Annotated in this window: 18 protein-coding genes; 14 read left to right on the top strand and 4 right to left on the bottom strand. The window is 69.9% G+C overall.

Annotated features, from left to right (window positions below; all coding sequences use genetic code 11):
• Positions 1-5 precede the first annotated feature (5 nt).
• Both gatB and OG584_RS09315 read left to right on the top strand, forming a co-directional pair.
• Entirely contained in the window at positions 6-1,514 is a 1,509-nt protein-coding gene (gatB, locus tag OG584_RS09320) for an Asp-tRNA(Asn)/Glu-tRNA(Gln) amidotransferase subunit GatB (protein ID WP_405776902.1), read from the top strand.
• 162 nt (positions 1,515-1,676) lie between these two features.
• Positions 1,677-2,933, top strand: coding sequence for an SLC13 family permease (locus OG584_RS09315; RefSeq protein WP_405783953.1), 1,257 nt, complete (start codon positions 1,677-1,679; stop codon positions 2,931-2,933).
• A gap of 92 nt (positions 2,934-3,025) precedes the next feature.
• Here OG584_RS09315 and OG584_RS09310 read toward each other — a convergent pair whose 3' ends face one another.
• Positions 3,026-3,412 carry an RNA-binding S4 domain-containing protein gene (locus OG584_RS09310; protein ID WP_405776900.1) on the bottom strand — a complete coding sequence of 129 codons (387 nt, stop codon included), beginning with the start codon at positions 3,410-3,412 and terminating at the stop codon, positions 3,026-3,028.
• 165 nt (positions 3,413-3,577) lie between these two features.
• Here OG584_RS09310 and OG584_RS09305 point away from each other — a divergent pair, with 165 nt between their 5' ends.
• The 5 genes from OG584_RS09305 (at position 3,578) to OG584_RS09285 (ending at position 10,661) form a co-directional block, all read left to right on the top strand.
• A complete protein-coding gene (locus tag OG584_RS09305; protein WP_405776898.1) occupies positions 3,578-5,776 on the top strand; it encodes an MMPL family transporter in 2,199 nt (732 codons plus the stop codon).
• On the top strand, positions 5,754-6,308 hold the full coding sequence (locus OG584_RS09300) for a GNAT family N-acetyltransferase (RefSeq protein ID WP_405776896.1): 555 nt from the start codon (positions 5,754-5,756) through the stop codon (positions 6,306-6,308). The genes OG584_RS09305 and OG584_RS09300 overlap by 23 nt, the downstream gene beginning before the upstream one ends.
• A 35-nt stretch (positions 6,309-6,343) precedes the next feature.
• Positions 6,344-6,952 carry a hypothetical protein gene (locus OG584_RS09295; RefSeq protein ID WP_405776894.1) on the top strand — a complete coding sequence of 203 codons (609 nt, stop codon included), beginning with the start codon at positions 6,344-6,346 and terminating at the stop codon, positions 6,950-6,952.
• A gap of 194 nt (positions 6,953-7,146) precedes the next feature.
• Positions 7,147-7,320 carry a hypothetical protein gene (locus OG584_RS09290; protein WP_405776892.1) on the top strand — a complete coding sequence of 58 codons (174 nt, stop codon included), beginning with the start codon at positions 7,147-7,149 and terminating at the stop codon, positions 7,318-7,320.
• Positions 7,321-7,499: 179 nt separating this feature from the next.
• Positions 7,500-10,661 (top strand): AAA family ATPase, encoded by a 3,162-nt coding sequence (locus OG584_RS09285; protein WP_405776890.1) that lies wholly within the window; start codon positions 7,500-7,502, stop codon positions 10,659-10,661.
• On the opposite strand, the gene OG584_RS09280 is transcribed toward OG584_RS09285, so the two are convergent.
• From OG584_RS09280 to OG584_RS09270, 3 genes are all read right to left on the bottom strand, one after another.
• Positions 10,621-10,803 (bottom strand): DUF6191 domain-containing protein, encoded by a 183-nt coding sequence (locus OG584_RS09280; RefSeq protein WP_405776888.1) that lies wholly within the window; start codon positions 10,801-10,803, stop codon positions 10,621-10,623. The two genes, OG584_RS09285 and OG584_RS09280, sit on opposite strands and share 41 nt — an antisense overlap.
• 66 nt (positions 10,804-10,869) lie before the next feature.
• Positions 10,870-12,060 (bottom strand): PQQ-dependent sugar dehydrogenase, encoded by a 1,191-nt coding sequence (locus tag OG584_RS09275; RefSeq protein ID WP_405776886.1) that lies wholly within the window; start codon positions 12,058-12,060, stop codon positions 10,870-10,872.
• 142 nt (positions 12,061-12,202) lie between these two features.
• The gene (locus OG584_RS09270; protein WP_405776884.1) at positions 12,203-13,195 is read right to left on the bottom strand and encodes an aldo/keto reductase; all 993 of its coding nucleotides are present in this window, start codon (positions 13,193-13,195) and stop codon (positions 12,203-12,205) included.
• Positions 13,196-13,242: 47 nt separating this feature from the next.
• Between OG584_RS09270 and OG584_RS09265 the strand changes: the two genes are divergently transcribed.
• The 7 genes from OG584_RS09265 to OG584_RS09235 all read left to right on the top strand — a co-directional run bounded on the left by OG584_RS09265 (position 13,243) and on the right by OG584_RS09235 (position 23,590).
• Positions 13,243-14,181 (top strand): 2-hydroxyacid dehydrogenase, encoded by a 939-nt coding sequence (locus tag OG584_RS09265; protein WP_405776882.1) that lies wholly within the window; start codon positions 13,243-13,245, stop codon positions 14,179-14,181.
• A 298-nt stretch (positions 14,182-14,479) separates the two neighbouring features.
• Complete coding sequence (locus tag OG584_RS09260) at positions 14,480-17,332, top strand: putative bifunctional diguanylate cyclase/phosphodiesterase (protein ID WP_405783951.1); 2,853 nt, start codon at positions 14,480-14,482, stop codon at positions 17,330-17,332.
• A gap of 215 nt (positions 17,333-17,547) precedes the next feature.
• Positions 17,548-19,434 carry an acetolactate synthase large subunit gene (locus OG584_RS09255; RefSeq protein ID WP_405776880.1) on the top strand — a complete coding sequence of 629 codons (1,887 nt, stop codon included), beginning with the start codon at positions 17,548-17,550 and terminating at the stop codon, positions 19,432-19,434.
• A 20-nt stretch (positions 19,435-19,454) separates the two neighbouring features.
• Positions 19,455-19,982, top strand: a complete 528-nt coding sequence (ilvN, locus tag OG584_RS09250; protein ID WP_405776878.1) for an acetolactate synthase small subunit — start codon at positions 19,455-19,457, stop codon at positions 19,980-19,982.
• A gap of 130 nt (positions 19,983-20,112) precedes the next feature.
• Positions 20,113-21,114, top strand: a complete 1,002-nt coding sequence (gene ilvC / locus OG584_RS09245; protein ID WP_405776876.1) for a ketol-acid reductoisomerase — start codon at positions 20,113-20,115, stop codon at positions 21,112-21,114.
• Between the two features lie 223 nt (positions 21,115-21,337).
• Positions 21,338-22,930, top strand: coding sequence for a phosphoglycerate dehydrogenase (serA, locus tag OG584_RS09240; protein WP_405776872.1), 1,593 nt, complete (start codon positions 21,338-21,340; stop codon positions 22,928-22,930).
• A gap of 78 nt (positions 22,931-23,008) precedes the next feature.
• Positions 23,009-23,590, top strand: a complete 582-nt coding sequence (locus OG584_RS09235; RefSeq protein WP_405776870.1) for a TetR/AcrR family transcriptional regulator — start codon at positions 23,009-23,011, stop codon at positions 23,588-23,590.
• Positions 23,591-23,604: the final 14 nt, after the last annotated feature.

Genomic DNA, 23,604 nt, shown 5'->3' with positions numbered 1-23,604 from the left:
TCATCGTGACCGTCACTGAACTCGCGTCGTACGAGGAAGCCCTCGCGACGTACGACCCCGTCATGGGCCTTGAGGTCCATGTCGAGCTCGGCACCAGGACCAAGATGTTCTGCGGCTGTTCGACCGAGCTGGGCGCCGAGCCCAACTCGCAGACCTGCCCCACCTGTCTGGGCCTGCCCGGCTCGCTGCCGGTCGTCAACGCGATCGGCGTCGAGTCCGCCATCAAGATCGGTCTCGCACTGAACTGCGAGATCGCCGAGTGGTGCCGTTTCGCCCGGAAGAACTACTTCTATCCGGACATGCCGAAGAACTTCCAGACCTCGCAGTACGACGAACCGATCGCCTTCGACGGCTATCTGGACGTCCAGCTGGAGGACGGGGAGATCTTCCGGGTGCAGATCGAGCGCGCCCACATGGAGGAGGACACCGGCAAGTCGCTGCACGTCGGCGGTGCCACCGGCCGTATCCACGGCGCGTCCCACTCGCTGCTCGACTACAACCGTGCGGGCATCCCGCTCATCGAGATCGTCACCAAGCCGATCGAGGGAGCGGGCGAGCGTGCCCCCGAGGTCGCCAAGGCGTACGTCGCCGAGCTGCGCGAGCTGATCAAGGCCCTGGGCGTCTCCGATGCCCGTATGGAGATGGGCCAGATGCGCTGCGACGTCAACCTGTCGCTGCGTCTCCACGGCGTCGAGAAGCTCGGGACGCGCTCCGAGACGAAGAACGTCAACTCGCTGCGCTCGGTCGAACGTGCCGCGCGCTACGAGATCCAGCGGCACGCGGCCGTACTCACGTCCGGCGGATCGATCGTCCAGGAGACCCGGCACTTCCACGAGGAGGACGGCTCAACAACGGCCGGCCGCATCAAGGACAACGCCGAGGACTACCGGTACTTCCCGGAGCCCGACCTGGTCCCCGTCGCGCCCGCGCGCGACTGGGTCGAAGAGCTGCGGGGCGCGCTGCCCGAGCTGCCGCGCGTGCGCCGCAACCGGCTGCGCGAGGAGTGGGGCGTCTCCGAGTTCGACATGCAGTCGATCCTCAACGCCGGTGCGCTCGGCCCGATCCTGGCCACGATCGACGCGGGCGCCCCGTCCGACCAGGCCCGCAAATGGTGGATGGGCGAACTGGCCCGTAACGCCAATGAGACCGGCCGCGATCTCGCCGCGCTGCCGATCACGCCCGAGCAGGTCGCACGGGTCGCGGCGCTTGTCGCGGCGGGCGACCTCAACGACAAGCTGGCCCGCCAGGTCATCGACGGCGTGCTCGCCGGTGAGGGCGGACCGGACGATGTCGTCGAGAAGCGCGGTCTGAAGGTCGTCTCGGACGACGGGGCGCTCGGCGCCGCCGTGGACGAGGCCATCGCGGGCAACGCGGCCATCGCCGACAAGATCCGCAGTGGCAAGGTCGCCGCCGCCGGTGCACTCGTCGGCGCGGTCATGAAGGCCACTCGGGGGCAGGCGGACGCGGCGCGGGTCCGCGAGCTGATCCTGGAGAAGCTCGGCGCCGAAGGCTGATCCACTCACGCACCGTCGCACGGGGCCGCGCCCCGGACCCCGCTCCGCGGATGTCGGGGGGATGTGGGGCACAGGCCAGACCTGTGCCCCACATCCCCCCGACGGCGGAAGCCACGGAGTTCCGGGGAGCGGCCCCGTCCCGCTTGCACCACGGAGCACGCCCTGAACACCGTCCCCGCCGAGATCCTCTCCGTAGCGCTGCTCCTGGGCGTGCTCGCCTTCGCTGTGGCCCGTCCCCAGGGCCGCCCGGAGGCGGTGGCCGCGGTGCCCGCGGCAGCGCTGGTCGTGCTCCTGGGAGCTGTCTCGCCGTCCGATGCGTGGGACCAGACGCGCACCCTGCTGCCTGTGGTGGCCTTCCTCGCCGCGGTGCTCGTGCTCTCCCAGCTCTGCGCCGCCGACGGCCTGTTCGACGCCGCCGGCGACCTGGTGGCCCGGGTCTGCGGTGGCCGGCCCGTGAGGCTGCTCGGCGGCGTCTTCGTGGTCGCCGCCGTGGTCACCGCTGTACTCAGCCTGGACGCCACCGTCGTACTGCTCACCCCGGTCGTCTTCGCGACAGCCGCGAGGGTCGGCGCCCGGCCTCGGCCCCATGTCTACGCCTGCGCCCACCTGGCCAATTCCGGTTCCCTGCTGCTGCCGGTCTCCAATCTGACCAATCTGCTGGCGTTCACCGCGAGCGGCCTGACGTTCACCCGGTTCGCGGGTCTGATGGCTGTGCCGTGGCTGGCCGCCGTAGCGGTCGAGTACGCGGTCTTCCGCCGTTTCTTCGCGAGCGATCTGGCCGAGGAGGCGCACACTCCCGACGCCGCGGAGCGGACCGATGCGCCGGTGTTCACCATGGTCGTGGTCGGTCTGACGCTCGTCGGCTTCGTGGTCACCTCCTTCGCGGGCGCCGAACCGGTCTGGGCCGCGCTCGCCGGGGTCCTGGTGCTCGGTGTCCGTGCGCTGGTCCGCGGACGGACCACCCTGCCGGGCCTGGTGCGCGATGCCAACCCGTTCTTCTGCGTCTTCGTCCTGGCGCTCGGCGTCGTGGTGAAGGCAGTCGTCGACAACGGACTCGGCGACGCGATCGGGCAGTTGCTGCCAGGCGGCGCCTCGCTGCCCGCGCTCCTCGCGGTGGCGGGGGTCGCCGCTGTCCTGTCCAACGCCATCAACAACCTGCCGGCGATCCTGGCGCTGCTGCCGGTCGTCGGACCCGCCGGACCCGGACCGGTCCTCGCCGCGCTGATCGGCGTCAACCTCGGGCCGAACCTGACCTACGTCGGCTCGCTGGCAACGCTGCTGTGGCGCCGCATCATGAACGAGTACGGGCACGAGCCCGAACTCCGCGTCTTCACCCGGCTCGGGCTGCTGACCGTACCGGCGACACTGGCCGTGTCGACCGTCGCGCTGTGGGGAGCCCTCGCGGTCGTCGGAGCGTGACCGGGACCGCCGGCCGAGGACCGCGTACCAGGTCAGGGCGTCGATGTGCCTGCACGGCAGGCCGGCGCCGACGATGCCGGCGCCATGACAGGTCAGCGCTGTCCGATGTCCCCGCGCAGCTGGTCCAGTTCACGCCGGTCCCGCTTCGTCGGGCGTCCCGTGCCCCGGTCGCGTACCGGGATGTCGAGAACGGCCACCGTCGGAGGAGGCGGCGGGCTGTTGTCCACATAGCACTCGGCGGCGACCGGCGGGCCCACCCGCTTGCGCACCAGGCGTGACACCTCGACGATCCGCTCGCGTCCCGCGTGGAACAGCCGCACCTCGTCGCCGGCCTGCACCGCGTGGGCCGGCTTCACGCGCTCGCCGTTGAGGCGGGCGTGGCCCGCGCGACAGGCGGCAGCCGCCTGGGAGCGCGTCTTCGTGAGCCGCACCGACCAGATCCAGGTGTCGAGGCGTACGGTCCCCTCTTCAGCAGCCATACCCCAGAGCCTACGGCCGTGTGTGCCCTTGTGACTAACCCCACGAAACAGTCAAATGATCACGTTTCGATGCCAGAGTGATGCGCCAAAGGTCTGCGCTCTTTACGGTTTATTCCCGATAAAGTCCGATGAACCACCCAGGTCTATCCCCGAGGGAGCAGTCCGTTGGCAGCCATCGCGCGATGGTGCATCAGACACCGTCTGCCGACCGTTCTTCTCTGGCTCCTCGCCCTCGGTGGTACTGCGGCAGCAGCCGGATTCGCCGGTTCCGCCTACTCCAACGACTACGAAGTGCCGGGTACGGAATCAGGGCGGGCCACCGCCCTGCTCGACCACGGATTCCACGGCCAGGGCGGGGACAGCGACACCGTTGTCTGGCATGCCGGCCGCGGCGGCGTGCGCGCATCGGGTGTCGAACAGCGGATGACGCAGACCCTCAACAAGATCGACGACCTCCCCGGGATCTCCTCCGTCGGAGCGCCGCGCACCAGCGCCGACGGGCACACCGCCTACGCCACGTTCACCTTCGACGCGCAGTCCGACGAGATCCCGGAGGCGCAGGTCAGGACCGTCGTCGACACCGCGAAAGCAGCCGAGGCCGACGGGCTCGAGGTCGAGTTGGGCGGCAGCGCAGTCGCGCTCACCCAGACGGCCGGCGCGCACCTCAGCGAGGCCGTCGGGGTGGTCGTCGCCGCGCTGGTCCTCTTCCTCGCGTTCGGCGCCTTCGCCGCGAGCCTGCTGCCCATCGCCACCGCCCTCGTCAGCGTCGGGACCGCGTACGCGGGGATCGGGCTGCTCGGTCATGTCATGACCGTGGCCGACTTCGCACCGATGCTCGGCATGCTGATCGGGCTCGGTGTCGGCATCGACTACGCACTGTTCATCGTCACCCGGCACCGCAAGGCGCTGCGCCGCGGTCTGTCCGTCGCGGACGCGGTGACGCATGCGGTGAGTACGACCGGTCGCGCCGTCGTCTTCGCCGGGGCGACCGTCTGCATCGCGCTGCTCGGCATGCTCATCCTGCGGCTGAACTTCCTCAACGGTGTGGCCGTCGCGGCGTCCCTCACAGTCGTCCTGACCGTGGCCGCTTCGGTCACCCTCCTCCCCGCACTGCTCTCGTTCATCGGGATGCGGGCGCTGAGCCGCCGTGAACGCAGACGGCTTGCCGAGCACGGCCCGCAGCCCGAACTGCCCACCGGATTCGCGGCCCGCTGGTCGGCCTTCGTGGAGCGCCACCCGAAACTGCTCGGCGCGCTCGCGGCTGCGGTGATGCTGGTCCTCGCACTGCCCACTCTCGGCCTCCACCTGGGCACGTCCGACCAGGGCAACAGCCCCGCGGGTTCGACCACGCGCCGGGCGTACGACCTGATCGGGAAGGGCTTCGGACCGGGAGCCAACGGCCCGCTCACCCTGGTGGCCAAGCTCGACGGCGCTGCGGACCGGGTGGCACTCGGCGATCTGCCCGCCCGGCTGCGTACGACAGCGGATGTCGCATCCGTGAGCCCGGTCAGCTACAACGGCAGCGGCGACACGGCCTTCCTCACGGTCGTGCCCGACTCGGCCCCGCAGTCTCAGCGGACCAGCGATCTCGTCGACCGGCTGCGCACGGATGTCCTCCCGTCGGCCGAGAACCGGACATCGCTCGACGTCCAGGTCGGCGGGGTGACCGCGAGCTACGACGATTTCGCCGAGGTCATCGTCGGCAAACTCCCCCTCTTCGTCGGAGTGGTCGTCGCGCTCGGCTGTCTGCTCCTCCTGCTGGCATTCCGGTCGATCGGTATTCCGCTCAAGGCCGCCGTGATGAACGTGGCCGCGGTGGCCTCCGCGTTCGGCGTGGTCGTCGCGGTCTTCCAGTGGGGGTGGGGGAGCGGGCTGCTGGGGCTCGGCAGCGCGGGCCCCATCGAGCCCTTCCTGCCGGTGATCATGGTCTCGGTGCTCTTCGGACTCTCGATGGACTACCAGGTCTTCCTGGTCAGCCGGATGTACGAGGAATGGCGCGAGACCGGCGACAACCGGCGGGCCGTCCGGGTCGGTCTCGCCGAGACCAGCGGCGTGATCAACTCCGCCGCGGTCATCATGATCTCCGTCTTCCTCGCCTTTGTCCTCAGCGGCGACCGGGTCATCGCGATGTTCGGGATCGCGCTCGCCGCGGCCGTGGCGCTCGACGCCTTCGTGCTGCGTACACTCCTGGTTCCCGCGCTGATGCACCTTCTCGGCCGGGCCAACTGGTGGCTGCCCGACTGGCTGGACCGGCGGCTTCCCCGGATCAGCATCGAGTCACCCGCCCCCGGTGCCCGTGCGAGACTGCGCCCGGAGCCCACACCCCTGGTGGAGGAGAAGTATGTTCGCGACATCGCTCGGTGACGGCGGGGAACTGGGGCCCCTGGAGCCCTGGCAGGCCGAGGAGTACCTGGCCCACATCGACCGCGGGCGCGAATTCATCGGGCAGCACATCGGACTCGCGGACGCGGCCCGGGACATCGGGGCGGCGCGCGCCTTCCTCCAGTCGTACGCCGACAAACAGGCAGCGGACAGCGGCCGGATCTTCGGGATCCGGTTCGACGGCACACTCGTGGGCGGTGTGCTGTTCCCGCACTTCGACGCCGCGACGGGCTGCTGCGAGGTCGGCTGCTGGCTGGAGCCCGCCGCGGTGGGCCGCGGGCTGATCACACGGGCCGCCGGGTTGCTGATCGACTGGGCGGTGGACGAACGCGGCATGCACCGCGTCGAGTGGCACGCCAGCCCCCAGAACACCGCGAGCGTCAACGTCGCGAAGCGGCTGGGGATGACGCTGGAGGGCGTGCTGCGGCAGAACTACCCCCACCGGGGGACGCGGCACGACGCGGAGGTCTGGGCGGTCCTGGCACCTGAGTGGAAGGCACACAGAGAGCGTTAAGCCCGCTCTCAGAAAGGCCGCCTAGCGTGCGCGGTATGAACGCCACCACCAAGACCGACACGACCGACGACTCCGCCACCACGGTGCAGGCCGCAGAGGCCGAGGAGGCCGCGGCGGAGGCGACCGCGGAGGACACCGACATCGACGCGGACGACGCCGCAGCGGAAGCCGCAGCCGAGGAGGAGGCCGAGCTGGCCGCGGCCAGTCTCCCTGCAGCACGCTCGGGGATCGGCGCGGGAGCAGCAGCCGTCGTCGCCGCGGCGCTCGGGTTCGTCGGGCTCTCCGGCAGCTGGATGGGCAAGGTGCTCTCGGAGCGCGAGACCCTGACCGGTCAGCTGAAGCTCTCCCAGAGCGCCACCGCCTCGCAGCAGATCCACGAGGTCTACGCCGACTCCTGGCACACGACCGCCCTCGTCAACGGCGTCTTCGCGCTGCTGGCGCTGGTCGTCGGAGGCCTCGTACTGGCCCGCCCGTTCTTCAGCTCGCCGGTGCGTACCCAGGCCCCCTGGGTCCGCGCCGTCGCCTGGGGCGCTGTCGGCGTCGCCGTCATCGGCCTGATCGTCGCCATCGGTATGTACTTCGACCTGTTCGCCGCGCTGCCGAGCGCCCCCGCTCCCGCCGCCACGCCCGCCCCGACCCAGTAGGACCGGTGGGCAGAAACCCGTAGGGCATTCCCGAGGGGGCCTTGGGCCGTACGTAAGCACTCACGTACGCCGCCTAAGGCCCCCTCCGCCATGAGGATGCGGCACTCGCCCGATGCGGCGGACCCCCCTGGGAGACGAGAGTCGAGGCATCGAAGGAAGCCGGAACCGGCCTCCGCCACAGGGGAGAACACACCATGTTCCAGTACGAGCTCCAGAAGGTGTACGCCGCCGAACTCCTCCGCAGGGCCGAGGCCGAGCGGCTGGCCGGGCGGGCGCTGAGGGCCCGCAGGGCCGCTCGCCGTTCCGGGCGGAACGATACGCAAGGGGCGGTGAGATCACTGCGCGACCGGTTCGTCCACGCGGCCTGATGAGCGCCACGCGGCCGGACACGGGCAGGGAGGCGGGCAGCCCGTCGGCGGCAGGCACCGCAGTGGGCCGCCGGCCGGGAAGCCCGATCGGCAGCCGGCCGGGGCCGGTTGGGGCGGCGGGAAGCGCGCGGGCAGGCGGCATCCGTATATCGGGTGCCGCACTGCCGGATCGCTGTGCGATGCTCGGCGCTGTGGAGTTCACGTCAGTCAGCCCGGTATTCGTCGGTCGGGGCGATGAGTTGGCAGCCCTTGCGGAAGCCCTCTTGCGCGCCACCGCAGGGGAGCCGCAAGCGCTGCTCATCGGCGGGGAGGCCGGTGTCGGCAAGACCCGGCTCGTCGAGGAGTTCCTCGGCAGCGCCTGCAGCGCCGGGGCGGTTGTCGCGGTCGGCGGCTGTGTCGAGATCGGCGCCGACGGCCTTCCGTACGCCCCGTTCTCCACCGCTCTGCGTGCCCTGCGCCGCCAGCTTCCCGACGAGATGGCCGCGGCGGTCGAGGGCCAGGAGGGCGAACTGGCCCGGCTGCTGCCCGAACTGGGTGACACCAGCAGCCAGGCGCACCACGAGGACGGTACGGCCCGTCTCTTCGAGCTGACCTCCAGGCTCCTGGAGCGGATCGCCTCGGACCGTACGGTGGTGCTGGTCCTGGAGGATCTCCACTGGGCCGACGCGTCGACGCGACATCTGCTCGCCTATCTCTTCCGGACCCTCAGCAGGGGCCGCCTCGTGGTCGTCGCCACCTACCGTGCCGACGACATCCACCGGCGCCACCCCCTTCGGCCGCTCCTGGCCGAACTGGACCGGCTGCGCACCGTCCGCCGTATCGAGCTGGCCCGCTTCACCCGGCCCGAGGTGCGCCTCCAACTGGCCGGCATCCTCGCCGTGGAGCCTGAGGCGTCGCTGGCCGACGAGATCTTCGCCCGCTCCGACGGCAACGCCTTCTTCGTCGAGGAGCTGGCCGTCTGCAGCGGCAGCGGTTCGGTCAGCGGCATCAGTGACTCGCTGCGCGATCTCCTGCTGGTCCGCGTGGAGGCGCTGCCCGAAAACGCCCAACGGGTTGTCCGTTTCGCGGCCGAGGGAGGCTCGACCGTCGAGTACCCGCTGCTCACCGCGGTGACCCGGCTTTCCGAGGACGACCTGATCGAGGCGCTGCGGGCTGCCGTCGGGGCCAACATCCTGATCGCGGCGCCGGACGGCGACGGCTTCCGCTTCCGCCATTCGCTGGTGCGCGAGGCCGTCAGCGACGACCTGCTGCCGGGGGAGCGTTCCCGTATCAACCGCCGCTGCGCCGAGGCGCTGGAGGCCGACCCCTCACTGGTGCGGGCCGACGCACGCGCCACCCGGCTCGCGGGCTACTGGTACTACGCGCACGACGCGGCGAAAGCCCTGCCCGCGGTGCTGCTGGCCTCCGCGGAGGCGCGCCGGCGCCATGCCTACGCCGAGCAACTGCGGCTCCTGGACCGGGCGATGGAGGTCTGGGACAGTGCGCCTGCCGATGTACGGGACGGGTTGCGGCCCATGGACTCCGCCGGCGCCTATCCGGCCTGCGGTTGCGAGGGCACGGGCTCCGCGCTGCGCTATCTCGATCTGCTCGCCGAAGCGGTGGTCGCCGCGCGCTGCTGCGGCGAGCGCGAACGGTCCCTCAAGATCGCCAAGAAGGCCCTGCGCGCCATCGGTGACGGAGCCGACGACGCGCTGCGCGCCGCCTGGTTCTGGACCGAACGGGCCAGACTGGAGCAGAGCCTGGCCCGCGGCAACGGCTGGCGGGAGATAGCCACTGCCCAGGAGCTGGTACGGGGACTCCCGCCGTCGGCGGTCCATGCCCAGGTCCTCACCACCGCGGCGAACTGGGCCATGCTCCATGAGCCGGGACCGGACAGCCTGGCCGCCGCGGAGCGCGCCGTCGACTACGCACGGCTGGTCGGCGCGGAGGAGATCGAGCTGAGCGCCCGTCTCACGCTCGGCGGTCTCCTCATCGACGCCGGTGACATCGAAACCGGACTGGCCACCATGCACGCCACGCTCGAGCGCACGACGGAACTCGGCCTGAGCGCCGAAGCCTGCCGCGCGCACAGCAACCTGATGTCGAACCTGGAGTCCATCGGCCGTTCCGCGGAGGCGGTCGAGGTGGGGGCCGCCGGGATCGCCCTCGCGGGCAAGTACAGCCTGCGGGACCACGAGGCCTGGGTGAGGGCGAACCTGACCGACTCGCTGTTCTCACTGGGACGCTGGGACGAGGCGTTCTCCTGCGCGCAGTGGGTGCTGCGCTGCGAGCAGAGCACCAAGCCCCGCGGTAACGTCTGCCTTCGGCTGGCGGACCTCGCGCTGCTGCGCGGTGACCCCGACGAGGCGGCCGCGCAACTGGCCGCCGCGAACGCCCATTTCGGTACCCACGATCCGATGCCCCAGCACTCCATCCCGCTGGCCAGGGTCACCCTTCAGACGCTCACCGCCCAGGGCCGGCTGGACGCGGCGCGCGACGTACTGGCCGGCACGATGGAAGCCGGATTCCCTCCCGGAACCCAGCGCTACGGCTGGCCCCTGCTGCTGGCCGCCGCCACCGCCGAGGCGAACACCCGGGGACTCCCGGCGGCCGAGCCGGGGCGCGCGGGCTCGCTGACCCTCATCCGGTCGACATCGAAGAGGCTCGCCACCCCCGTGCCGCTGTGGGGCGCCTACGCGCTGCTCGTCAGCGCCGAGCTGGCCCGCGCTGAGGGTCTCGACAGCCCAGACCACTGGAGCGCGGCTGCCGAGGCACTGGAGCCCCTGGGGCGCCCCTACGAGCTGGCGCAGGTGCATCAGCACTGGTCCGCCGCCCTGCTCGCCCACGGCTCCGACCGGGAGCTCGCGGCGAAGCTGCTCCGCCGCAGCCACGCCACGGCCGACCGGCTGGGCGCCGGCCCACTGGTCGAGGAGATCAGGCTGCTGGCACAGCGAGCCAGACTCCCGCTCACCGAGGCAGCTGACGACCGGCCTGCCCCCACCCCCGACGACACCCGCAGTGCCGCCGTCGACGGCTTCGGCCTGACCAGCCGGGAGAAGGACGTCCTGCGCCTGGTCGCAGCCGGCCACACCAACCGCCGGATAGCCGAGACGCTCTTCATCGCACCCAAGACGGCGAGCGTTCACGTCTCCAACATTCTGGGCAAGCTGGGCGTCACCGGACGCGGTGAAGCGGCCGCGCTCGCTCACCGGCTGCACCTTTTCGCCGACGCGGCGCAGGATCTCCGGGAGGCCCCGGTTCAGGCAGCTGTGCCACCCGTCGGCTCCAGGGCCGACCATGGTGCGGCCGCGGGTGCCGCTGTCACTGGGAGGGGGGCGGGTCCTGCTCCTGCGGCCGGATGATCACTGTGCCCGAGTCCAGGTCTATCGGGCCGTGCCCGGGATCGCCGTCGTTGAGATCGACGCGGGACAGCTCCAGCCGTTTGTTCTCGTCCTCGGTGTGCTTGCGCCCCGGCGCGAAGAGCTGCTCTATCAGGTTGAACATCCAGACCCCCTGTGGTGAGCCCCGGCCGGGCCCCCCAGCGGTGGGCCCTTCTCAGCGTACCTCCGGTCACTTCACCTCCAGCTGAAGGATCCGGTCGTCCCCGGCCTTCGGAGCGCCACGGGAATCGGTGTTGCTGGTGACCAGCCACAGCCTGTCGCCCCCCGCTGCGACCACGGTGCGCAGCCGTCCGTATTTGCCCTGGAGGAAGGCCTGCGGCTTGGCTGAAGGCTTTTCGCCGGAGAGCGGGATCCTCCACAGCCGCCCACCGCGCAGCGACGCCATCCATATGGACCCCTCGGCATACGCGATACCGCTCGGTGAGGCGTCCGCGGGCTTCCACTGCTCCACCGCGTCCGTGAATCCCGCCTTTCCCGCCTTGCCCTCCGCGTCGGGCCAGCCGTAGTTCTTCCCCGGCCGGATCAGATTCAGTTCGTCCCAGGTGTCCTGGCCGAATTCGTCGGCCCACAGCCGCCCGCTCCTGTCCCAGGCCAGGCCCTGCACATTGCGGTGGCCGTAGGAGAAGACGACGGAGTCGGCCCACGGATTGCCGTGCACCGGCTGACCGTCAGGGGTCATGCGGAGGATCTTGCCGCCCAGCGACTTCTTGTCCTGGGCCAGCCCGCGGTCGCCGGTCTCCCCGGTGCCTGCGTAGAGCATCTTGTCCGGGCCGAACGCGATACGCCCGCCGTTGTGAAGGGTGCCTTTCGGGATGCCCTTGAAGACCGTGTCGGGTGCGCCCAGCTGCTGCCCCGCCGGCTGCTTCTCGTCGTAGAACATGCGTGCTATGCGGTTGTCGGACGTGGTGGTGAAGTAGGCGTAGACCATATGGTCCGATGCGTACGAGGGGGAGAGGGCTATCCCGAGCAGGCCGCCCTCGCCCGCGGGTGCGACCCCCGCTACCTTCCCGAGCACGGTCTTCGCACCGGTCTTGGCGTTGACCCTGGTGATCGTCCCCCGGTCCCGCGAGGAGACCAGGAGGTCCCCTTCAGGGAGCACCGCCACCCCCCACGGGGAATTGAGGCCCGTGGTGAGGGTCGAGACCACCCGCACGGACCCCTTGGCCGGCGGGACGGACGGGGAGGCCGACGCGGAGGCGGCCGCATGCGGTCCGGGGGCGTGGCCCGTGGCCGAGACGCCGTCGCCGCCCCCCGAGGAGCACCCGGCGGTGGACAACAGCACGGCCGATGCCAACACGGCTGTCACAGTTCGACGTTGCACCGTTCTGATCCCTTCGACGACAGCACAGTCACTGTTCATACACCGCAGGCCCGCCGACGGTTCCCACCCGTACTCCGCGCGGCTCCGGGAACGGCCCGGCCGGGCAGATCCCGGCAGGTCCCGGGCGAGCACGTGCGCAGAACCGGGACGACCCACTGCCAGGGGCCCCGGCTGCGCCGGGTCAGTCCCAGGAACCCCGGGCGGGCGGCAGTCCCGCGATCTCCCTGAGATCTTCGGTCGTCGGCGCGAGTTCCGCAGCGCGAGCGTTCTCCACGGCCCACTGCTCCTGCTTCGTCCCCGGCACGGGCACCACGTGCGGCCCCTGCGCCAGCACCCAGGCCAGCGCCACCTGGGCAGGTGTCGCGCCGTGCCGCCCCGCGACCCGCCGCAGCCCTGCCACCACCGGCTGGTTCGCCGCCATCATCTCGGCCGTGAACCGCGGATGCCTGGCCCGCACGTCGTCGGGTTCGAAGCCCTGCCCAGGGGTGAGCGTGCCAGTGAGGAAACCGTTGCCCAGCGGCATCGCCGCCAGGAATCCGACCCCTCGCGCCTCGCACCACGGCAGCAGTGTGTCGAGGGCGTCCCGGGACCAGACGGAGAGCTCGGCCTGCACGGCACTCACGGGGAAGACCTGCTGCACCCGTTCGAGCTGCCCGACTGTCGCGTCGTGCAGGTGCGCGCCCGCCCGCCGGGAGGCCCGCGCCCCCACCGCGCAGAACCCGAGGGCACGCACCTTCCCCGCGGCGACCAGCTCGGCCATCGCCCCCCAGGTTTCCTCTACCGGCACCTCGGGATCGGCCCTGTGCAGCTGGTAGAGGTCAATCACATCGGTCTGCAGTCGCCGCAGCGACGCGTCGCAGGCCCTGCGTATGTAGCCGGGCCTGCCGTTCGCGACGATGTGCTGCTCGCCCGCCAGGAGGCCGCATTTGGTCGAGAGGAAGGCATCGGCCCTGCGGTCCTTGAGGACCCGGCCCAGCAGCAGTTCATTGGTGAACGGACCGTACATGTCGGCCGTGTCGAGCAGGGTCGAGCCGGCGTCGAGAGCGGCGTGCACAGTACGCAACGAACGGTCCCCGCGCTGCTGCGAACCGGTGTAGGCCCAGCTCATCGGCATGCAGCCGAGACCGATCGCACCCACTTCGAGCGCTGCCGCCCCGATTGTCCTGCGCTCCACCTGGCCGCATCCTCCCTCATCGCGTCCCCCAAACTAACCTCCAGGCCATGACTGCTGATGTGTGGCTCCCCTTCCCGCCCGACGAGGTCGACGGCCTGCCCCACGGCCCCCGGTACCTCTTCTGGAACGGGGGTCCCGAATTCCCCGCGGACCCGTCCGGCTGCGCTTTCTACGTGGTCCCGTACATGACGAGCATGGAGGTCGCTCTGCGCCCCCTCGGCGCGATGACGAACCTGCGTGTCGTGCAGACCCTCACGGCCGGAATTGACCATGTGCGCCCGGGATTTGACCGTATCCACTCGGGCGTACGGCTGTGCAATGCGCGCGGTGTGCACGAGGCGTCGACCGCCGAACTCGCCCTTACGCTGGTCCTGGCATCGCTGCGCGGTATCCCCGACTTCGTACGCGGACAGCAGCGGGAGGAGTGGCAGTCCGGTTTCCGTCCCGCGCTCGCCGACAAGTCCGTGCTGATCGTTGGATACGGATCGATCGGTTCCGCCATTGAGGACCGGCTCGTTCCCTTCGAGTGCGCGCGGGTGGCGCGCGTCGCGCGCTCCGCACGCACCACAGAGCGCGGTCGAGTGCACGCATTCACCGATCTGCCCCGGCTTCTGCCGGAAGTGGACGTCGTCGTCCTGTCCACGCCACTGACGCAGGAGACCACGGGCCTGGTGGACGCGGAGTTCCTGGCGAGCATGAGGGACGGTGCGCTGCTGGTGAACGTCGCGCGGGGAGCCGTTGTCGAAACCAAGGCGCTTCTTGCCGAGCTGGAGTCGGGACGGCTGCGTGCTGCTCTGGACGTCACCGATCCCGAACCGCTGCCCGCGGGGCACCCGTTGTGGCATGCGCCCGGCTGCCTCATCAGCCCCCACGCGGGCGGCCCCACCTCGGCGTTCATGCCGCGGGCGAAGCGGCTGCTCGCTTCACAGCTGGCCCGTTACGCCGCGGGCGAGCAGCTGGCCAATGTCGTCCTGACGACCGAATAAGCACATTCTGCGGGTATATCGATGCGCCCGTTGCCCGTAACTCTCCTGCTAGTAACGGAGCGTAGAGATGCTATGTCCCTGAGTGACGGTACTGGTGTATCGTCCGGTTGGGGGCTCCGCCGCGCAACGTCACGGTGCGGGGGAGCGTACAGATTCCAAGGGGGCGACGGGCGATGCACAGCCAATGGACGAAGCAGCTGACGCGGCGGGGCCATCGACAGTTTCCCCGGCGGCCCGTGATGTACAGATCCGGTGCGCGCCGGACGATGCCGCGGTCGGCGGCGCCGGGGGAGGGGCGGTGAGCGCGTCGGGGGCGCTCCTCGCCAGGCAGCCGGTCTCCGGCGGCCCCGCGGGTCTGCTCTCCCAGCTCCTCCTCGCAGTGGTGTGCGGGGGATACGCGGTGGGCTCGGCGTTCGACTGGGGCTCCAAACAACTCGCGCTCGTGATGGGCGACTTCGGTCTGAGCTTCGCCGCGGCACTGGCTGCGGTCTCCTGCTTCTTCTACGCGCGTACCCGGGAGATCAGGTTTCGGCCCGCCTGGCTGCTGTTCTCGCTCTCCTCCGCGATGGCCTCCTGCGGAAACGCGGTGTGGGGCTGGTACGAGGTCGTCATACAGGTCCCGGTGCCCACTCCCTCCCTGGCCGACCTCTTCTTCCTCTGCTTCGCGCCCCCCGCCATCGTAGGCCTCCTGGTGCTCGCGAAACGGCCGGTCACCCGGGCCGGATGGATCTGTCTGGCGCTGGACGCCTGGCTCATCGGCGGCTCGCTGCTGACGCTCTCCTGGAGCCTCGCGCTCGCGCACACCACGCGTCTGGAGGGCAGGCACGAGAGCGTCGCCCATGCCGCCCTCTCCCTCGCCTATCCGCTCCTCGACATCGTTCTTGTGTCCATGGTGCTCGCCCTGCACTTCCGCAGGTCCAACGCCAACCGCTCGGCGATCAACATGGCCATCGCCGGGCTAGCCCTGACCGTACTGTCCGACGCCCTGTTCACCTCGCCCCTGCTGCGGGCGAGTTACCACTCGGGCCAGCTGCTGGACGCCGGCTGGTTCGCCGGATCGCTGCTGCTGGCTTACGCGCCCTGGGGTGCCCGGCTGGGAGCCACCGGTTTCACCGGGACCGACCCGGTGCCGGAGCCGCCGGGAACCCGCCTCCCGGGCCGACCCAGCCGCCCCATCGCGGGATCGCTGGCCGCCCTCACGCCGTATCTCGCCGCCGCCGTCTGCACCCTCGGCATCCTCGACAATGTGATCGACGGCCGCCGGGTGGACCGGGTGGTCGTCTTCACCGGCTGCACGGTCGTACTGGCCCTGGTCGTGCGGCAGGGAATCATGCTCCTCGACAATATCTCGCTCACCCATGAACTGGCCCAGAAGGAGAACCACTTCCGCTCCCTGGTGCAGGGATCCAGCGATGTCATCATGATCGCCGCGCCCACGGGGATCCTGCGTTACGTCAGCCCGGCCGCCGCCGGTGTCTACGGGCGGGACGCCGAGGACCTCATCGGCTCCGAGCTGGCCTCACTCATCCACTCCGAGGACCTGGGGCGGGTGGTCCACGAGGTGCGGCGTTTCCTTGCCGCCTCACCTGCCGCCGAGCCCACCACCCGCATCGAATGCCGCTTCAGATCAGGTACGGGTGAGTGGCTAAACGTCGAATCCACGGTCAACCGCCATCAGGGCGGACTCATCTTCAACAGCAGGGATGTGACCGAACGGGTCAGGCTCCAGGCCCAGTTGCAGCACAACGCCGAGCATGATCCGCTCACCGACCTGCCCAACCGCGCGCTCTTCACCGACCGGGTCCGCAAAGCGCTCGTGGGCCAGAGAGCGACGGACCACGGCACGGCGGTGCTCTTCATCGACCTTGACGGCTTCAAGGCGGTGAACGACACCATCGGTCACCAGGCCGGGGACGAGCTGCTGATCCAGGCGGCCCGCCGCCTCCAGGAGTCGGTCCGGGCCGCGGACACGGCGGCCCGACTCGGCGGCGATGAATTCGCGGCCCTGATCATCGGAAACGGCTGCCACGACCAGTCGGCGCGGGAGTGCCAGGTCCATGAGATCGCCGACCGGCTGCGGCTGCGGCTGTCCGAGCCGTACCGGATCGAGGGCAGCGAGGTGCGGGTCGCGGCATCCATCGGAGTCGCCTTCGCCGAGTCGGGCATCACCCCGACGGACCTGATGAGGAACGCGGATCTGGCCATGTACCGGGCGAAGGCCGGCGGCAAGAACCGCGTAGAGCTGTACGCGCCGCAGATGCAGGCCGAGGTCGTACGCCGCTCCGAGCTGACCGCCCGGCTCCGAACAGCGCTCCACGACGGCGAATTCGCCCTGCTGCATCAGCCCGTGGTGAACCTCGCGACGGGCCGGATCGCCGCCGTGGCCGCTCAGGCACGCTGGCGGTCCACGCAGGGCATCCTCTTCACCCCGGCGGAGTTTCTCCAGATCCAGGAGACAGGAGACATGGCCGAGGGGGCCCGCACCGGCGAGCTCGGCCGATGGCTGCTGGAGGAGGCCGTCGAGCAGGCCGCCGACCGCGGAGGTGCCGGACACCAGGTGCCGGTGGCCGTGCGCCTCACGGCCCGCCGGCTGCTGGACAAGTCGATGCCCCTCGGATCAATCGAGGCGCTCCTGACCCGGCACAGGCTGCCGTCCGGCGCTCTGGTCATCGAGATCGCCGACAGCGACCCGAGGATCCCCATCGAAGATCTTGAGCGTCGCCTCATGGCACTGCGCAGGCTCGGCGTACGGATCGCCCTGGACGGATTCGGGCGGGGATACGCTGCGATAAACGCCCTGCGTCGGCTCCCCGTCGACGTACTCAAACTGGACCGGGGCCTGGTCGAAGGTGTCGTGGAATCGGCGAGGCTGCACAAGATCACCAGTGGGTTGCTGCGCATCGCCCGCGATCTGGGAATGCAGTCGGTCGCGGACGGTGTCGACTTACCCGAGCAGGTGACGGCGTTGCGCGCGATGGGGTGTACGCACGGGCAGGGAATGGCGTTCTCCGGGCCGCTGGACGAGTACCGGCTGCGCCGCTCCCTGAGCCGTTCGCGCCTGCCTCTGCCGGGTGGCGCGGCCAGGCCGGTACTGCTCGCGACGCGGTCGTTCGCCGGTTCAAATAATGAGACGCGAGTCCCACCCACTTGACAGTCACCAGGGGCCGGGAGGAGGGTCAATGCCATGACCACCCGAATTCTCGTACTTGGAAAGCGCGTCGGCTGAAGCAGGGCTCCACACAGCTCCGCTCAACGCCCCCGACGCGCTCCCCTCGCCTGCCTCACGGCACGGGGGGTTTTTTGTTGCACCAGCGCCATCCGAACACCGCGAAAACCCCCGCAAAAACCCTCAGCTTCGAGAAGAGAATGACGATGACCGAGCAGGCCACCGGGGCCCACCACCCGCAGCCGCGGGCCCGTAACGGCGGACCGTCGTCCGCCACCGTCGAGCACGTCACGGGCGCGCAGTCCCTCATCCGTTCTCTCGAGGAAGTCGGGGCCGATACGGTATTCGGCATCCCTGGCGGTGCGATCCTCCCGGCGTACGACCCGATGATGGACTCCACGCGGGTGCGTCACATCCTGGTCCGGCACGAACAGGGCGCGGGGCACGCAGCCACCGGTTACGCGCAGGCCACCGGCAAGGTCGGGGTGTGCATGGCCACGTCGGGGCCGGGTGCCACCAACCTGGTCACGCCGATCGCCGACGCTCACATGGACTCCGTCCCGATGGTCGCGATCACCGGCCAGGTGGCTTCCGCGTCCATCGGTACGGATGCCTTCCAGGAGGCGGACATCTGCGGCATCACGATGCCGATCACCAAGCACAACTGGCTGGTCACCAACGCGGCCGACATCCCCAGGGTGATCGCGGAGGCGTTCCACGTCGCCTCGACGGGCCGGCCGGGCCCGGTGCTGGTGGACATCGCCAAGGACGCGCTGCAGGCGCAGACCACGTTCTCCTGGCCGCCGCAGCAGGAGCTGCCCGGCTACCGGCCGGTCACGAAGCCGCACGCCAAGCAGATCCGTGAGGCCGCCCGGCTCATCGCGCAGTCCAAGCGCCCGGTGCTGTACGTCGGCGGCGGTGTCATCAAGGCCCACGCCACCGCGGAGCTGAAGGTCCTCGCCGAGCTGACCGGGGCGCCGGTCACCACCACGCTGATGGCGCTCGGCGCGTTCCCCGACAGCCACCCGCAGCACGTGGGCATGCCCGGGATGCACGGCGCGGTGACCGCGGTGACCGCGCTGCAGAAGTCCGACCTGCTGATCGCGCTCGGCACCCGCTTCGACGACCGGGTCACCGGCAAGCTGGACAGCTTCGCGCCGGACGCCAAGGTCATCCACGCGGACGTGGACCCCGCCGAGATCGGCAAGAACCGCCTGGTGGACGTCCCGATCGTCGGGGACGCCCGGGAGGTCATCGCCGATCTGGTGCAGGCCGTCCAGGCCGAGCTCACCGAGGGCACCATGGGCGCCGCCGCCCAGAAGCGCTACGCGGACTGGTGGGCGGACCTCAACCGCTGGCGCGACACCTACCCGCTCGGCTACGACCTGCCCACCGACGGCAGCCTCTCGCCGCAGCAGGTCATCGAGCGCATCGGCCGGGCGGCCGACGCGGACACGATCTTCGCGGCGGGCGTCGGGCAGCACCAGATGTGGGCCTCGCACTTCATCCAGTACGAGCAGCCCGCGACCTGGCTGAACTCCGGCGGTGCCGGCACGATGGGCTACGCGGTCCCGGCCGCGATGGGCGCCAAGGCGGGTATGCCCGAGCGCATGGTCTGGGCGATCGACGGTGACGGCTGCTTCCAGATGACGAATCAGGAACTGACCACCTGCGCGCTCAACAACATCCCGATCAAGGTCGCGATCATCAACAACGGCGCGCTCGGGATGGTCCGCCAGTGGCAGACCCTCTTCTACAACCAGCGCTACTCCAACACGGTGCTGCACTCGGGCCCCGGCGCCGACGGCATCGCCGCGGAGGGCAAGGCCAGCGGAGGCACCCGGATCCCGGACTTCGTGAAGCTGTCCGAGGCCATGGGCTGCGTCGCGCTGCGCTGTGAGCGTCCGGAGGACCTCGACAAGGTCATCGCCGAGGCGAACGCGATCAACGACCGTCCGGTCGTGGTCGACTTCATCGTCCACGAGGACGCGATGGTGTGGCCGATGGTGGCCGCCGGTACCTCCAACGACGAAGTCATGGCCGCCCGCGGCGTCCGCCCCGACTTCGGCGACAGCGAAGAGAACTGAGACAGAGAGAGACCGACGACATGTCCACCAAGCACACGCTCTCCGTCCTGGTCGAGAACACGCCGGGCATCCTCGCCCGGATCGCCGCCCTGTTCTCCCGCCGCGGCTTCAACATCGACTCGCTCGCCGTGGGCGTCACCGAACACCCCGACATCTCCCGCATCACCATTGTGGTGAGTGTCGACGACCTGCCGCTGGAGCAGGTGACGAAGCAGCTCAACAAGCTGGTCAACGTCCTGAAGATCGTCGAACTCGAGCCCGGCGCTGCGATCCAGCGCGAGCTCGTCCTGGTGAAGGTCCGCGCCGACAGCGAGACCCGCTCCCAGATCGTCGAGATCGTCCAGCTGTTCCGCGCCAAGACCGTGGACGTCTCACCGGAGGCCGTGACCATCGAGGCCACCGGCGGCACCGACAAACTGGACGCGATGCTCAAGATGCTGGAGCAGTACGGCATCAAGGAACTCGTCCAGTCCGGATCGATCGCCATAGGCCGCGGCGCGCGCTCCATCACGGACCGCAGCCTGCGGGCGCTCGACCGCAGCGCCTGAGCCGTCGGGCACCGCGCGGTCCTCCTGACCACGCGGTGCCCGCCCGCTCGTATGGCGAGACCCGGAAACCTTCCCTTCCCCGCCCCCCGTACGGTGGGCCGTAACACCTGCACACCAAGGAGATATCCCAGTGGCCGAGCTTTTCTACGACGACGATGCCGACCTGTCGATCATCCAGGGCCGCAAGGTCGCAGTCATCGGATACGGCAGCCAGGGCCACGCCCACGCGCTGTCGCTGCGTGACTCGGGTGTCGACGTCCGAGTCGGCCTGCACGAGGGCTCCAAGTCCAAGGCCAAGGCCGAGGAGCAGGGCCTGCGCGTCGTGACGCCCGCCGAGGCGTCCGCCGAGGCCGACGTCATCATGATCCTCGTCCCGGACCCGCTTCAGGCGCAGGTCTACGAGGAGTCCATCAAGAACAACCTGAAGGACGGCGACGCGCTGTTCTTCGGCCACGGTCTGAACATCCGCTTCGACTTCATCAAGCCGCCGGCCGGTGTCGACGTCTGCATGGTCGCCCCGAAGGGCCCGGGTCACCTGGTCCGCCGTCAGTACGAGGAGGGCCGCGGCGTTCCGTGCATCGTGGCCGTCGAGCAGGACGCGTCGGGCAAGGGCCTGGAGCTGGCGCTCTCCTACGCGAAGGGCATCGGCGGCACCCGCGCCGGCGTCATCAAGACCACCTTCACGGAGGAGACCGAGACCGACCTCTTCGGTGAGCAGGCCGTGCTCTGCGGCGGCACCGCCGCGCTGGTCAAGGCGGGCTTCGAGACCCTGACCGAGGCCGGTTACCAGCCGGAGATCGCGTACTTCGAGTGCCTCCACGAGCTGAAGCTCATCGTGGACCTCATGTACGAGGGCGGCCTGGAGAAGATGCGCTGGTCGATCTCCGAGACCGCCGAGTGGGGCGACTACGTGAGCGGTCCCCGCATCATCACCGACCAGACCAAGGTCGAGATGAAGAAGATCCTCGGTGAGATCCAGGACGGCACGTTCGCCAAGAACTGGATGGACGAGTACCACGGCGGCCTGAAGAAGTACAACGAGTACAAGAAGGCCGACGAGAACCACCTGCTCGAGACCACCGGCAAGGAGCTCCGCAAGCTCATGAGCTGGGTCGACAACGACGAGGCGTAAGCCCCGGGGACAGGGGGTCCTGCCGGCCGGCAGGACCCCCTGTCCACACCGTCCAACCACGTACGAGTGATCCTTCCGTACTGGCGGAATACGCAAGCCGGAACGCCACTACACTGCTCAGAACATACGCGTCAGGCCCACAGCGTCGTGCGTCTTCCACGCGCCCAGCCCCTCCGCCTGCGGCCGTCGGGACGGCCCTCCGCAACGGACTTGTGAGGACTACGTGAGCTCGAAACCTGTCGTACTCATCGCTGAAGAGCTGTCGCCCGCCACTGTGGACGCGCTGGGCCCGGACTTCGAGGTCCGGCACTGCAACGGCGCGGACCGCGCTGAGTTGCTGCCCGCCATCGCCGATGTGGACGCGATCCTGGTGCGCTCGGCGACGAAGGTCGACGCCGAGGCCGTCGCCGCAGCCAAGAAGCTGAAGATCGTCGCCCGAGCCGGCGTCGGCCTGGACAACGTCGACGTCTCCGCCGCCACCAAGGCAGGCGTGATGGTCGTGAACGCGCCGACCTCCAACATCGTCACCGCGGCCGAGCTCGCCTGCGGTCTCCTGGTCGCCACCGCGCGCAACATCCCGCAGGCCAACAGCGCGCTCAAGAACGGCGAGTGGAAGCGCTCGAAGTACACCGGTGTCGAGCTGAGCGAGAAGACCCTCGGTGTCGTCGGCCTCGGCCGGATCGGTGTCCTGGTCGCGCAGCGCATGTCGGCCTTCGGTATGAAGATCGTCGCCTACGACCCGTACGTGCAGCCCGCGCGCGCCGCACAGATGGGCGTCAAGCTCCTCTCCCTCGACGAGCTGCTCGAAGTGGCGGACTTCATCACCGTCCACCTCCCCAAGACCCCCGAGACGATCGGCCTGATCGGCGACGACGCCCTGCACAAGGTGCAGCCGCACGTGCGGATCGTCAACGCCGCGCGTGGCGGGATCGTCGACGAGGAGGCCCTCGCCTCCGCCCTCAAGGAGGGCCGCGTCGCCGGTGCCGGTCTGGACGTGTACTCGAAGGAGCCCTGCACGGACTCCCCGCTCTTCCAGTTCGACCAGGTCGTCTGCACCCCGCACCTCGGTGCGTCCACGGATGAGGCGCAGGAGAAGGCGGGCGTCGCGGTCGCCAAGTCCGTCCGCCTCGCGCTCGCAGGTGAGCTCGTCCCCGACGCGGTCAACGTCCAGGGCGGCGTGATCGCCGAGGACGTACGCCCGGGGCTGCCGCTCGCCGAGAAGCTCGGCCGGATCTTCACCGCGCTGGCGGGCGAGGTCGCGGCCCGGCTCGACGTCGAGGTGTACGGCGAGATCACCCAGCACGACGTCAAGGTGCTCGAACTCTCCGCGCTCAAGGGCGTGTTCGAGGATGTCGTCGATGAGACCGTGAGCTACGTCAACGCCCCCCTCTTCGCGCAGGAGCGCGGAGTCGAGGTCCGTCTGACGACCAGCTCCGAGTCGCCCGACCACCGCAACGTCGTCACTGTCCGCGGAACACTCGCGGACGGCGAGGAGGTCTCTGTCTCCGGCACACTGGCCGGTCCGAAGAACCTCCAGAAGATCGTCTCTGTCGGCGAGTACGACGTGGACGTGGCGCTCTCCGACCACATGGTCGTGCTGCGCTACGCGGACCGCCCCGGTGTGGTCGGCGCCGTCGGCAAGATCCTCGGCGAGGCCGGGCTGAACATCGCGGGCATGCAGGTCTCGCGCGCGGCCGTGGGTGGCGAGGCGCTGGTCGTCCTGACCGTCGACGACAACGTGCCGCCGGCCGTGCTGGCCGAGATCTCCGAGGAGATCGGCGCCGTCTCGGCCCGTTCGGTCGACCTGACCGACTGACCTCCGCAGGTCCCCGGCGTACCCGGCTCGTAGACATCTGTCTTACACAGGCGTCTGCGGGCCGGGTACGCTGCTTTCATGGGACACCGTGAGGATCTGCTCGAAGGCGCCAAGCGCTGCCTGCTCGACAAGGGGTACGCGCGGACGACGGCCCGCGACATCGTCGCCGCTTCCGGCACGAATCTGGCCTCGATCGGCTATCACTACGGTTCCAAGGAGGCCCTGCTCAATCTGGCCTTTCTCAAGATGACCGAGGAGTGGGGCGACACGCTCGGTGAGCAGTCCGGAGTGGACCCCGCTGCCGTCGCCGATCCGTACGAGCGCTTCGAAGCGGTGTGGGGGCCGTTGATCGGCTCCTACGAGAACAGCCGGTCGCTGTGGAAGCTCCAGCTCGAAGTGATGGCGCGCGTCGATCACGACCCCGAGCTGCGCAAGGCGATCGCCGGGCCGCAGCAGGAGGGCCGCACGGGTCTCGCCGGGATCTTCCAGGGCATCGACGAGAAGACCGACCCGGAGAGGGCCCGGACGGCCGGGCTCGTCTACCAGGCGCTGCTCGCCGGCGTGATGATGCAGTGGCTGGTGGATCCGGACTCGGCGCCCTCCGCGCGGGACCTGACGGACGGCCTCAGGGCGATCACCGGAGACGCGCGTCCCGCGTGACGGCCTGCCCCCGC

This window comes from Streptomyces sp. NBC_00859, assembly GCF_045161865.1.
GTDB lineage: Bacteria > Actinomycetota > Actinomycetes > Streptomycetales > Streptomycetaceae > Streptomyces.
This window is presented reverse-complemented; position numbering and strand designations above follow the sequence as displayed.